This is a genomic window from Blautia liquoris (genome assembly GCF_015159595.1).
Taxonomy (GTDB): Bacteria; Bacillota; Clostridia; order Lachnospirales; family Lachnospiraceae; genus Novisyntrophococcus; species Novisyntrophococcus liquoris.
On the sequence record NZ_CP063304.1, the window covers coordinates 3,504,679 to 3,518,434 of the forward strand.

Below are 13,756 nucleotides of genomic sequence, written 5' to 3' on the forward strand. Positions count from 1 at the left end.
TACATATAGGAAAGGAGAATGCAAGATATATTTATTCTACAAATAATTCTTGCTAAAACCAGATGAAATCCACAAACAAAAAGCTGGTTACCATCAGTGCATTAGCCGGTGGAACCGCAATAGCAATACACTTGCTGAATAAAGTAATCACTGAATCAGCAGTAGCGAAAAATATATTGTTCTCCAATGAAACTGATTATTATAAGTGGCGTTATGGAGATATCTACTATTCAAAAACAGGTTCTGGAGACCCAATATTATTGATTCATGATCTTACTCCTTCCGGAAGCTCTTACGAATGGATAAAAATTATTGATGAACTATCTGAATCTCACACAGTTTATACTATGGATTTATTGGGATGCGGAAGATCTGAAAAACCCGCAATGACCTATACAAACTATCTTTATGTCCAATTAATTGCTGATTTTATAAAAGAAGTGATCACATGTCCAACTGATGTAATTGCAACAGGGCTATCTACTTCTTTTGTAATTACTGCGTGTGCTTCCGATAAAAATTTATTCAAGAAAATTATGTTAATAAATCCGGAGCAGCTTTCCGTTTTAAATCAAATTCCCGGAAAATGTAGTAAACTCAGAAAAAATCTCTTAGAATTGCCACTTATAGGTACCCTGCTTTATTATACAATTAATTCACATTCCAACATTGAGCTTCAATTTACAGAAAATTGGCTTTATAATCCGTTTCATATTACAAATTACGATGTGGATGCTTACTACGAAAGTTCACATCGCGGTAAAGGAAATGGAAGATATCTACTCTCCAGTATCTCGGGAAACTACGCATATCTTAATATATCACATGCATTAAGATGCATTGACAACTCCGTTTATCTTATCGGTGGAGCAAAGGAAAAAGCGATACAGGAAACTATCGATATGTATTCTTCCCTTAATTCATCAGTTGAATCCGTGATACTGCCAAAAGCATGTCATTTGCCACAGATTGAAATACCAGTGGAGCTAATGAAACAGATTAATATATATATGGAATGAGATTCACACAGTTTTGATAAAAATACCGCCGTACTAAAAAATACGGCGGTATTTTTTTATCTTTAATTCTGATGACTTTACCTACTTAATCTCCTCATAAGCATGAAAGAATTCTTTTATTGTCGTTTTGCTTACAAGTCCCGGTCTACCCTCATCATCAACAATCATGTAAAAATTTTCATCATATATAGAAAAGGAAACTTGCTTTACTCCCTTCTCTGTATCAACCATAATTGTCATCTCAGGATCATTTTTCTGCCTTAAATCTCTATCCTTTTTCTGTGCCTGAATAGATGTCAGTTTGTTGAAAAATACATCAAAAGTATCTGAATCTATTTGTTTACCATCCATTTTATAACTAATATCTGTACTTGCATTTCCCTTCTTATCTTTTTCTTCTTTTGAAATCTTCTCGATTTTATTCTTTACCCCCTTATAATCAACCGTAAGACTGTTCAGTTGATCACTTCTGAGAGAAATCATTGATTTATTCCAGTAATTCTGTGCAGTCTGATTTATAATACTATCAAGGGATCCTGCTGCCAGGCTATGAACTTCGTTGGATCCTTCAATTTGTACATAATACGATCCATCTGACCCAATATTTCCAACATTCAAAGTCATATCCTTTTCAATTTTTTCCTGATTTTCTGACGATGACTTACTTGAATTATTTTCTTTCGAAGAAGATTCCTTCGATCCATCCTTTTTATTTGATTCATTATTTTTAATCTCATAATAATGGACCTTCAATATAAGAGAAGGATCCTTCAATCCATATTGGTCTCGGTTTTCACCAGAATAATCTACAAGATTGTCAAACTTTAAACCCGTAATTGCTGTTTTCAAAGCTCCAACTGACTCTGAAGATGCTGTAGATTTCTGATTTTGGTTATCATCTACATACCACTGTCCTTCATCATTGTCCAGGGTAAGAACATTCGATAAATCCTGGATTTCTATCTTTGTGATATTCGAATCCGTAATTGACGGATATGTCTCATTCTTAACAAGATCCATTTTTGATGCAGGAAGCAAGGCACTTAAATCGGGACTGACCATATACACAACATCTGTGCTATCTCCGACATTAATATAAGTATTGCTGGTGGTTTTATTTCTCATACCAATATGAACTGATATCGCTTTATCATCATTGTTTTTAAGTGAAATCTGATTTTCAGGAGTCAAAAGTCCATATTCTTCTAAGTTATCAACATTCTTTATCGTCCTGGAAGCTTTCAATCCTGCTACACTGTTAATAAGTGAGGATAATTTTGTAGAATCAATCGGAAGATCCGGATCATCATCAATTACCCAAGAATCACCTTTCTTTGTAAAGGAGGCTTTATGTCCTTCTATATCAAATGATATATTAATAATGTCATTTGATTTCATATCTATCAGCGTAGTATCCTCTTCATCTTTTTTCGTGCCATTGTCCTTTGTGCTATGATTCTTCATTCCTAAATACAATCCGAGCAGAAGAATCAAAACAGTCATACAAAGCACAGGCATCAGCCATTGCTTTCTTTTCATTACTGTTTTCTCCTCTTCATCCATATTAAAAATCCTGTCAGTAAAAAGATCAGCGGTATTATACCTGTGATCACAACGCTCCAAAAGCCTGCATCGCGGGCTGTCATACTTAGATTACCACTTGTAAGGCTCTTTACTGGAATTGTCACTGATGACCCTTTTTCAGCCTTACACAAACTATTGACAGCTGCCGTAACAATGCTCGTATCTCCACCATTTACTAAGGTATCTGAATCATTACTTAACATTCCTGCTGAGGAAAAGTATACCAGTTCCGAAGTCTTACCATCTTCCAGTTTCTCTGAAACTGAAACTCCAATATCGAATTTTCCCTCTTCATCACCATCCTCCTTCTCAGCAGTTATCTTGCCCTCATCATTTACTTTCTTTATATATGCCTTATCTGTTGTAGACATCAGGCTGTCAATTGTCAGAGTATCTCTATAGTTATCTAATTTTTTTATAGCTTGAGCATTTGGTGCAAGAACGAATGTATCCTTCGATAAATCAGATATAATTTTCGAACTACTGTTCAACTCAGGAATCAGATATTGTGGATATTTGGGGATATAATGACTGGAATCCCCTTCAATCACAATACCCGGATCTCTCTTAAGACCATAATTGGTCAAGATTGAATTGAAGTTATTCATATCATCCTTATTAAATCCGGTAAACATTAATACCTTTCCACCATTTTCAAGATATTGGATAATCTTATCAGTCTCTTCTTTCGATAAATCTTTCCCGGGTGCACCAACCATAAGCACTCCTGCATCATCCGGTACCTGATCGCTTGTCAGAAGATTTAATGGTTTCATATCAACATTTGATTTTTCCATTGAAGATTTCAGATTTGTTCCCATCTCAATTTCATCATGACCTGTAAGTGTATAAAGAACAGGCATTTTATCGTTTGTTACATAATTGATAGCACTGATAATCTGTCCTTCCCCGTCAAATCCCGTTACTTGCTGAGACATCGTCTGATAATCAACCTGTGTCTCATATAAATCACTCTGACTTAAGATTTTATTGCGATCCTTAGAAACTACGATAACACTACCACTTGTCATCGTATCCGATGTATATTTCGCTGCAAATGCGGGATGAAGCTCCGGGTCAATTTTTTCAACTTTAATTTTTTTCGAGGTTTCCTTGAAGTTATTGAGAAGCTTCGATATATTATCATCCTCACTGCCACTTTTCACATAATAATATAGAGTTACTTTTTGTGAAATATTTTTCACAGCCTTCCTTCCTTCATCACTCAGCGAATATAACTTCGAAGTGCTGGTATCAATCTGCGTTTTCGATGATGGAATCTGTCCCATAACCAGATTAATGACAAAGATAACTGCAATTACAATCACCGTCATGAAAGAAGCATATACCCCGTGCTGAAGATGTTTTTTATGTTCTTCTCCGGCAAATGTATTCTTTATTCTTTTTTTTATATTTACATTCGACTTTTTTTTATCTGTTTTCATATTCTCCTCCTAGTTCCAACGTCTCTTCGAAATTGCCTGATCAGTGAGGAAGAGGCAGATTACAATCACCGACAAGAAATATACAATCCCATTCAGATCTAAAATACCTTTTGTAAAATTATTGAAATGATTTGTAAAGTTAAATATATTAAAAAACTTCTGTATGGATCCCTCAAATAGAGATGATTTAACTATATAAGTAATAACTAATGCCCCTTCAGCAACAACAGTAAAAATACCAGTAATAATCGTATTTTTTATCATAGAACCAATCCAGAGACAGACGCAGAAAATCAATACAATAAATACTGCAAAAGAACTTTTCGCCGTCTGTGGAAACAGTGAACCAATTCCATCTGAAAGATAACAGATAAACAAAATTGCGAAGGACAATATAGCTGCAATCATCTGACTTTCTGTGACAGACGACAGGAATAACCCAACCGCTATCTCAGCACATCCCAGAAGAAAGAAACCTAATATTGATGTATAGGACATTCCCATGGATACTGTTCCAAATTTTCTTAAGATTAACGGATATAGGGATATCACTACCAAAGGAATAAAAAAAATCGTTATCAAAGCCAAATATTTTCCTGTAATAATCTCCCCTATCCTGACAGGTGTCGTGAGAAGCAGTTGATCCGTCTTCTGCTTCCTCTCCTCGGCAATTACCCTCATCGTAAGAATTGGAACACAAATTAAAAATGCAAAAGTCGAACTACTGAGAGAATATCCAATCTGAGGACTCCCTGAACTGATATTGACAGCACTAAAATAAAGCCCAACAATAGCTAAAATAAACGCCATAAACACATACCCAATCATCGACGTCATATAGTTTCGGATCTCTTTTTTATAAATCGCTTTCATCAGATCTATCCTCCTGTTTCTCAGATTCAAAGGGAACATCAGGTACATCCACATCTTCAACTTCAGTCTCTTTTTCATTTTCCGTCAGTTCCAAAAAAACGTCTTCAAGTGACATTGTCGTCAGCTGCATTTTTAATATTGGTCTGTGGCTATCTGCCATCTTATAGAATACTTTTTCCCGGAGGTCAATATCTTTTTTTGTACTGATCGTGATATCCACACATCCTTCTTCAGAGGATCCTTTCAATTTTATATGATCCGACTCTACAAGAGTGCCTAATTCCTTTACTAATTCATCCGGACTGCCTTTTATTGTAAGTTCCAGTGTGTTCGATCCAATCAGATGCCTACTTAAGTTATCCGGAGTATCACTCGCCACTAACTTTCCGTGTGATATGATCATGATAACATCACAAACTGCACTGACCTCTGATAAAATATGTGAACTTAAAATTACAGTATGTTTCTCACCGAGATTTTTGATTAGTTCTCTGATCTCAATAATCTGTTTCGGATCCAGCCCCACTGTGGGCTCATCAAGAATAATAGTTTCCGGATATCCAAGAACCGCCTGAGCAAGTCCTACTCTTTGGCGATATCCTTTTGAAAGATTTTTAATCAGACGATTCTTCATATCTTTAACCTGAACCAGATCCATAACCTCGTCGATATGTTTTTCTCTTTCCTTTTTTGAAATTTTCTTAAGCTCAGCAACAAACATCAAGTACTCAATGACAGTCATATCTGGATATAACGGTGGAATCTCTGGCAGATAGCCGATACATTCCTTCGCCTTCTCCGGCTCCTGCAGAATATCGTGTCCGTCAATTATGATACTTCCCTGTGTGGATGCCAGGTATCCAGTCATCATATTCATCGTAGTAGACTTACCTGCTCCGTTTGGTCCGAGCAAACCATAAATTTTTCCATTTTCAATCGTAAAATTTAAATTATCAACTGCTACATGATCCTGGTAACGTTTCACCAAATTCTTAACCTCAATCAATTGATCCTCCTTCAGGCAATATGCCAAAATAAAATTAAAAATCAGAGACTATGTGATGAAAGCAAATGTCTCTTTTGGAGTCATTTGCTTTCAATCCCCTAGAATAAGTTATAAGAATTTTTTTTGCCCAAAGTGTGGTAATTGTGTGAAAAAATTGTGAATTATTTTATGGGATCTTTGCCCGGAAGACCTGCTTTTCTCGGATATGATTTTGGTGTATATCTTTTTTTTTCGATGATAATAAGCGAACGATTTATATCACTTTCAGGCAGTTGGAAATTAAGAATTTTTATTAATTCTCCACCCATTACATGAATGGCCTTTTGCGCCTTTGTCGCCTCATCTTCAGCATCCTTTGCCTTATAGGATACAAACGTTCCTTCTTTTTTTACATATGGCAGACAGTATTCTGAAAGCGAAGAGAGATTTGCCACAGCACGAGATACACATAAATCATATTTTTCCCGGTATTTTGGATCTTTTGCAAAGTCTTCTGCTCTTCCATGAACTGCACGTATCTCTTCTAGCTTCAAAACGGTTATAACTTCATTTAAGAATTTTACTCTTTTACTTAAAGAATCAAGGAGCGTAACTTTCAGATGTGGAAACGCTATTTTAAGTGGAATTCCAGGAAATCCCGCTCCAGTTCCCACATCTATCATTGTAACAATCTCACTCATATCAATTCCATTTACAATAGATAAACTGTCAGCAAAATGTTTTAAAAATACTTCATCAAATTTTGTGACCGTTGTAAGATTCATAAAGGAATTCCACTCTGTTAATTTCTCATAGAACATAAGAAACTGACTTATCTGCTGTTCATTCAAAGTAAGTTTGAGCTGTTCCAATTCCTTGTTGAATTTTTCTAAGTTATATTCATTCATGATATCTCTCACTTTTTTTATATTGTTCCAGATACACCAAAAGAACCGAAATATCTGCCGGAGATACCCCTGAGATTCGGGATGCCTGTCCAATACTGAGGGGTTTGATGGTTTCTAATTTTTGTTTTGCTTCATTGCGAAGACTTTTGATGTTCCTATAATTGATTTCCTCTGGAATTTTTTTGTTTTCCATCTTTCGGAACTGATCTACCTGTTTCATCTGTCTTTTGATATATCCTTCATACTTGATGTTAATATTTACTTGTTCTTTCACATCATCAGGCAGTGGAGGGCGATTTTCATCTATTTCTGCAAGTGACTGAAAGTTGAGTTCCGGCCTGCGAATTAGTTCTGCCAGAGAGCTTCCGCTGTTTAACGGCGTTGATTCCATTTTTTCTAAATAATCCTGTACATTCTTTGTGTTTCCGACAAAGGTATGTTCCACTCTCTCTATTTCCTCTTGAATCAGTTCTTCTTTTTTCAAAAGAGCCTGATATTGTTTTTCATTGATTAAACCAATCTGATATCCATATTTGCGGAGTCTTAAATCTGCATTATCCTGGCGGAGCAAGAGGCGATATTCCGCTCTGCTCGTCATCATCCTGTAAGGTTCATGGGTCTCCTTGGTAACCAAATCATCAATAAGCACACCTATATAGGATTCAGACCTGTCTAAGATCAGAAAGTCCTGTTCTTGAATCTCCATGGCAGCATTGATCCCTGCAATCAGACCCTGCGCTGCTGCTTCTTCATATCCCGAGCTTCCGTTGAACTGTCCGCCGGAGAACAGACCTTTTATTTTCTTAAATTCAAGTGTTGATTTCAACTGCATGGGATTAATACAGTCATATTCAATTGCATATGCATTTCGAACAATCTTGGCGTGTTCCAGTCCTGCAACTGACCGATACATCTCATGCTGAACATCCTCAGGCATAGAACTTGACATTCCAGAGACATACATCTCATTCGTATATAAACCTTCCGGCTCCAAAAATACCTGATGGCGATCCTTATCTGCAAATTTTACTACTTTATCTTCAATCGACGGGCAGTATCTAGGACCAGTTCCATGTATAACACCTGAATAAAGAGGTGAACGATCCAGATTGTCGCGAATAATCTCATGTGTTTTTTCATTCGTATACGTAAGCCAGCAGGAAACCTGATCAATCTGTACATCATCGGGATTGGTAGAAAATGAAAACGGAATTACTCTCTTATCTCCTACCTGTTCTTCCATTTTATCAAAGTCAATACTTCTCTTATCTATTCGTGCGGGAGTACCCGTCTTAAACCGATACATCTCAATTCCATTAGAAATCAAAGAATTCGTCAGATGATTGGCTGGCTTTAGCCCATTTGGTCCTGTATATTCGCTGACATCTCCATAAACACAGCGCGCATTCAGATAAACCCCCGTACAAAGTATGGCAGCCTTACATTGATATATGGCTCCTGCAATCGTCTTGACACCTGTAAGAACGCCATGATCAACAATCAAATCGCTGATTTCCGTCTGCCTGATTGTCAGATGGTCCGTATTCTCCAGGACTTTTCTCATAGAACGACTGTATTCACTCTTATCTGCCTGAGCTCTCAGTGAATGCACTGCAGGACCTTTCGATTTATTCAACATCTTTGACTGGATAAATGTCCGGTCAATATTTTTTCCCATTTCACCTCCAAGGGCATCTATTTCACGCACCAGATGTCCTTTCGAGGTTCCTCCTATATTTGGATTGCATGCCATTAATGCGATAGAATCAACACTGATTGTGAAAACAATTGTCTCAAGACCTAATCTGGCACATGCAAGGGCCGCTTCACAGCCAGCATGTCCTGCTCCTATCACAACTACATCATACTCTTCTGTATGCGGCATCGTATTACCTCCACTTTCATGTATTTATCAACACTGCCTTTTAACTTCAGAGGCATTTTCCACATTTGTTTATTTTCCTGTGCAAAACTTACTGAATATCTCATTTACCAGATCCTCTCCGACAGACTCTCCTGTAATTTCTCCCAGAGATTCACAGGCATTCACCAAATCAATAGTAAAAAAATCTTCAGGCATATTTAACCGAATACTTTCTTCAACTAATTCTAAGCTTTTTCTGGCGTCCTGCAGTGATTTCTTGTGTCGTTCATTCGTGATATAAACTTCGTCATTGAATGAAATTTCTCCATTAAAAAACAAATCTTTAATAGTATTTTCTAACTCTTCAATTCCTAAACCTTTCTTGGCAGATACAGATAGAATAGGTACTTTAAGTATACTTTCTATATCTTCTTTTTCCACAACACAATCAAGATCGCTTTTATTCAGTAATACAATTGATTTTTTATCACATATCAGTTCCATAATATCTCTATCATTATCATCGAGCACAACATTCGCGTCAATCACATAGAGAATCAGATCTGCATCTTTTGCATGTTTTTTGGCACGCTCAACTCCTATCTGTTCTACCTTATCTGATGCTTCGCGAATTCCGGCAGTGTCTAGCATTTTCAAAGAGATTCCCTGCAGATTAATCGTCTCTTCCAGTATATCTCTGGTAGTTCCTGCAACATCCGTAACGATAGCCTTTTCCTCTCCTGCCAGCAGATTTAAAAGAGACGATTTCCCAACATTCGGCTTTCCGACAATCACAGTCTTAATTCCTTCCTGGATCATCTTTCCTTCACCTGCCGTAGATAAAAGTTTATCTATTTTTTTTATCTGTTCGTCGACAATGTTTTTTAATTTACAGCCATATCCGTCAATATTAATGTGTTCCGGATCATCGAGAGCCGATTCGATATATGCATCCTCGTATAAGATAGCACCTCTGATATCTTTGATTTTTTCAAGTACAGAACCTTTTAACTGACCCAAAGAATTCTTCAGCGCATAATCATTTTTGGCAGAAATCACATCCATGACAGCCTCCGCCTGAGACAGATCAATACGTCCCCTTAAGAACGCTCTTTTTGTAAATTCTCCCGGTTCAGCCGGGCGGGCACCATGATTTATAACAGTTTCAAGTACCTTTTTAACAGACAGAATTCCACCATGACAGTTTATCTCCACTGTATCCTCTCCTGTATAGGTATGGGGTCCACGCATCAACATTAGCAAAACTTCATCCACAAAGTCATCGCCGTCTTTAATCCATCCATAATGAATCGTATGCGATAGCTGGCCGGACAGTTTTTTATTTCTATTTGGTGAATGATAAATTTGCTCGGCAATACTCACAGCATCACTTCCACTTATGCGTACAATTCCAATACCTGAGGGTGACATAGCTGTAGATATCGCAGCAATAGTATCTTCATCTAATCTCATATACACCAGTCCTTTCTAAAAAATGAAAGAGCCTGTCAGACTTATCATAATGTCCGACAGGGCTCCCGCAATCCTGGTATCATCTTCTCTTCTATTATTTCTTTAAAGCAATGACCACATGCCGGTAAGGTTCTTTTCCTTCACTATAGGTCTCTACCCACTTATTTCCCTGTAATGCCGAATGAATGATTCTTCTTTCATAGGGATTCATAGGTTCCAGTGAAACTGCCTTCTTAGTCTTTCTGACCTTATATCCAATATTTCTGGCAAGATTCTCAAGGGTTTCTTTTCTACGCTTTCTGTAGTTTTCAGTATCCAACTTTACTCTTACGTAAGTTTCCTGATCCTTATTAACAACCAGACCTGTAAGATACTGAAGGGAATCAAGCGTCTGACCTCTTTTTCCAATGAGAATACCCATATTATCTCCTGAAAAATCAATATTCAGGCATTCATGCATATCATCATAGCTCATCTCAATATCGACATCCATATCCATGGAATGAAAAACACTATCCAGAAACTTTTGTGCAGAAGCTTTCATAACCACAATATCTTCTTCCGTCTTTGGAATCTTGATTCTCTGGGTGGTCTGTACCCCCGGAGATTCTAATTTTTTTTCTTCAGAAGATTTGACTTCTCTCTTATCAAGGTTTATCTCTTCATGTTTTATATTTTTTTTATTTTCTTCTTTTTTTTCTTCGAAAACTGACTTTATGTCTTCCAGATCTAAAATTGGATCTTCCTTTTTTCTGGCCTTTATTACTGCCGGTTTTGCCCCAAATCCAAGAAATCCCGAACTACCCTCACTAACCACTTGAATTTCCAGATTATCGCTTGACACTTTAAGCTCAATACACGCTTTCGTGATTGCATCATCAACGGTTTTTGCAGATACTTCTACGAAATCCATAAGCTCATCCCCCTATTTTTTATTCTTTTTTTTGTTATCATACTGGCTGACCATATTCGCCTTAGAAGCCAGACTGCCGGGTTTTAAATCTGAATTATTTTTATAATATTCTGTAGAATCTTTTATATCCTGGTTTTTCTTCTCCTGATTGACAGGCTTTTTAGGCTCTTCAATATTGCGGACATTCATCGTCGCCTGCTTCGTAATCTTTTGAGGCGGCAATCCTTGTTTTGCCCGCTTTTTGTTCACCTTATCCTGATTTGCGGCAATTAAATCGTCTATATCTACTTTAGCCATCTGACGGTTAATAACAACCTGCTGAATAGAGCGAATTACAGCACCCGCTATCCAGTAAATACCCATACCTATTGACATCGACAGACAAAATACGGCCGACATAACTGGCATTGTGACGTTCATCATCTTCATGGACTGCTCCATAGTGCCGGGCTGTTTGTTCGTCGGAGCATCAGGCTGAGGCGTTAGCTTATAGCTAATCCATTGTGTAAACCATGCAAGAACTGGTATTGATACTGCCCCAATTAAAAGCAGCCAACTTTGTGATGCCCAACTACGCCTGATAACATCAAGAGGAGCCTCTGTGATATTCATTCCGAGAAACATATTCATGCGTTCTGTCTGATGAGCTGTTGTTTCAAGAGTATCACTGATACCCGAAAAAGCTGTAATATCGGATAACTTTTCCCACTGGGAAGGCTTCATGACATATAAAATATCGGTGATATTGTTCTTTGTCAGATGACTGAAATCAACTTTACTATAAAGTCGGAGTGCATTATCACTTACAAATTTTGAAAGAATATCAGCATGCCCGCTGACACCTGAAATTGCTGTCACAGCACCGGAAAAGACATTCTTTACACTTCCAATATATCCAGGAATATGATAAATTACCTGAAAAAGGGAAAACATGATAGGCATCTGAATCAAAAGAGGCAGGCAGCTTCCGGTCGGAGAAACTCCATATTTTTGATACACAGCCATTGTCTCTTCCTGCATCTTCATCTGGGAATTCTGATCTTTTTTTCCCTTATATTTTTCCTGAATTTTGTTAAGTTCCGGCTGCATCACTGCAGTCATTTTCGAAAATTTCTGTTGTTTAATCTGTATCGGCGTCAAAATCATATAAACAATCACTGTAAAAATAACAATTGAAAGACCTATATTGGGAATTCCCATCTTATTTAATACTATATAGATCCCGTTCATCACGACACCTAATACTTCACATACCCATTTAATAATAAACCAGGTCGATTTACTAAGTAAAATATCCAAACCAAATTCCTCCCTGAACAATTTTTTTATAAATTGTCCTTATGCACTCATCTACGGCACTGGGTCATAACCCCCATGTGATAAAGGGTTACATCTCAATATTCTCCATGCTGCCAGCAGACTACCCTTAAAGGCACCATACTTTTGGATTGCCTCCAATCCATATTGAGAACAAGTAGGAATATAAGGACACTTTGTTCTCTTAAGTGGTGACAAATATTTTTGATAAAACCGAATCAACTTAATTAATATCGTCTTCAATTTTCTTACCTATAACATGATGTAACTTACCAAGATGGTAAATTGCACGCTCGATCTCATGGTACGTACAGTCCTTAGCATTTACCCTTGCTATAATTACAACATCAATTCCCCTGCGAAATGATTCTTCCAATAAACGGTAGCTTTCCCTGATTAATCTGGCCAGATGATGTCTCACAACACTGTTTCCGACTTTTTTGCTAACTGAAATTCCGATACGATTCTCATCTGTGTGATTCTCTCTCACATACATTACCAGATATTTGTTCGCTTTCGATGTTCCACACCTGTAAACTATCTGAAAATCTTTGTTCTTCTTTAAGCTATCTGAATAGTTCATAGTCTGTAATCACCTGCATTCGACAATTTTCTTGTTTTAAAACAAAAGACCACATTTGAAATGCGGCCCTTATTTTATGCTGACAGTTTATGTCTTCCTTTTAATCGTCTAGCAGCTAAAACTTTTCTTCCACCTTTTGTACTCATCCTTGCTCTGAATCCATGAACTTTGGATCTGGATCTTTTTTTTGGCTGATATGTCATTTTCATAGGAAAGGCACCTCCTTTATATAATTTAGTATCAGTATTCATACCGACACTATAAGTTTAATCTTTCAGATATGAAAACATCATTTCAATTATATTCATAATGAATTACAAAGTCAAGCATAATATGGGGTTTTTCACTCTTTTTCTCAAGAAAATAATACCAGAACTAGAGGGTCATGCAGTTTACACCTATATCACAGAACCTGAATTTTATGAATGGTTGACGTAATATTATCCACAATGTGTGGATAACTTGTGGATAACTCGTTTATTTTATGTGTATATCTTGTCCGACAAAGTCAAAAATCCTTGATTTATCCAGTGTGTAAAATGTGAATCTATCATTTTATTTATTCACATTTGGTTTTAGAATTCTTTTATGAAGGTGAATACTCTTATTATTTATTCCACATTATCCAGAAAGGTTAAAACATGCATAAAACCTTATTTTTTTTACTCATTATTTGTTCGTCACACTCATTTTTCACAATCTCTCACATACTTATCCACACATTTATTCAACGTCTTTTATTCTTATCCTGAGAATGATTATTAAAATGTGAATAATTTTTACTCCTGTCAT

The 13,756-nt window shown here is 36.8% G+C and carries 13 protein-coding genes; 1 reads left to right on the forward strand and 12 read right to left on the reverse strand.

Annotated elements, in window-relative coordinates; translation table 11 throughout:
• The first annotated feature begins 62 nt into the window (after nt 1–62).
• Nucleotides 63–1,019 (forward strand): alpha/beta fold hydrolase, encoded by a 957-nt coding sequence (locus tag INP51_RS15985; protein WP_193735724.1) that lies wholly within the window; start codon nt 63–65, stop codon nt 1,017–1,019.
• Between the two features lie 81 nt (nt 1,020–1,100).
• On the opposite strand, the gene INP51_RS15990 is transcribed toward INP51_RS15985, so the two are convergent.
• The 12 genes from INP51_RS15990 to rpmH form a co-directional block, all read right to left on the reverse strand.
• Complete coding sequence (locus INP51_RS15990; protein WP_193735725.1) at nt 1,101–2,558, reverse strand: DUF4340 domain-containing protein; 1,458 nt, start codon at nt 2,556–2,558, stop codon at nt 1,101–1,103.
• Entirely contained in the window at nt 2,558–4,048 is a 1,491-nt protein-coding gene (locus INP51_RS15995; RefSeq protein WP_193735726.1) for a GldG family protein, read from the reverse strand. Before INP51_RS15995 ends, INP51_RS15990 begins: the two co-directional genes overlap by 1 nt.
• Nucleotides 4,049–4,057: 9 nt before the next feature.
• Nucleotides 4,058–4,921 carry an ABC transporter permease subunit gene (locus INP51_RS16000; RefSeq protein ID WP_193735727.1) on the reverse strand — a complete coding sequence of 288 codons (864 nt, stop codon included), beginning with the start codon at nt 4,919–4,921 and terminating at the stop codon, nt 4,058–4,060.
• Nucleotides 4,905–5,927, reverse strand: a complete 1,023-nt coding sequence (locus INP51_RS16005; RefSeq protein ID WP_193735728.1) for an ABC transporter ATP-binding protein — start codon at nt 5,925–5,927, stop codon at nt 4,905–4,907. Before INP51_RS16005 ends, INP51_RS16000 begins: the two co-directional genes overlap by 17 nt.
• 161 nt (nt 5,928–6,088) lie before the next feature.
• The gene (gene rsmG / locus INP51_RS16010; protein WP_193735729.1) at nt 6,089–6,814 is read right to left on the reverse strand and encodes a 16S rRNA (guanine(527)-N(7))-methyltransferase RsmG; all 726 of its coding nucleotides are present in this window, start codon (nt 6,812–6,814) and stop codon (nt 6,089–6,091) included.
• Entirely contained in the window at nt 6,807–8,699 is a 1,893-nt protein-coding gene (gene mnmG / locus INP51_RS16015; RefSeq protein WP_193735730.1) for a tRNA uridine-5-carboxymethylaminomethyl(34) synthesis enzyme MnmG, read from the reverse strand. The genes rsmG and mnmG overlap by 8 nt, the downstream gene beginning before the upstream one ends.
• A gap of 69 nt (nt 8,700–8,768) precedes the next feature.
• Nucleotides 8,769–10,151, reverse strand: a complete 1,383-nt coding sequence (gene mnmE, locus INP51_RS16020) for a tRNA uridine-5-carboxymethylaminomethyl(34) synthesis GTPase MnmE (protein ID WP_193735731.1) — start codon at nt 10,149–10,151, stop codon at nt 8,769–8,771.
• A 94-nt stretch (nt 10,152–10,245) separates the two neighbouring features.
• Entirely contained in the window at nt 10,246–11,064 is an 819-nt protein-coding gene (jag, locus tag INP51_RS16025) for an RNA-binding cell elongation regulator Jag/EloR (RefSeq protein WP_193735732.1), read from the reverse strand.
• 12 nt (nt 11,065–11,076) lie between these two features.
• Complete coding sequence (locus INP51_RS16030) at nt 11,077–12,363, reverse strand: YidC/Oxa1 family membrane protein insertase (protein WP_193735733.1); 1,287 nt, start codon at nt 12,361–12,363, stop codon at nt 11,077–11,079.
• Between the two features lie 51 nt (nt 12,364–12,414).
• A complete protein-coding gene (yidD, locus tag INP51_RS16035; RefSeq protein ID WP_193735734.1) occupies nt 12,415–12,624 on the reverse strand; it encodes a membrane protein insertion efficiency factor YidD in 210 nt (69 codons plus the stop codon).
• A complete protein-coding gene (rnpA, locus tag INP51_RS16040; RefSeq protein WP_193735735.1) occupies nt 12,605–12,964 on the reverse strand; it encodes a ribonuclease P protein component in 360 nt (119 codons plus the stop codon). Before rnpA ends, yidD begins: the two co-directional genes overlap by 20 nt.
• 74 nt (nt 12,965–13,038) lie before the next feature.
• Entirely contained in the window at nt 13,039–13,173 is a 135-nt protein-coding gene (rpmH, locus tag INP51_RS16045) for a 50S ribosomal protein L34 (protein WP_193735736.1), read from the reverse strand.
• Between the last annotated feature and the right edge of the window lie 583 nt (nt 13,174–13,756).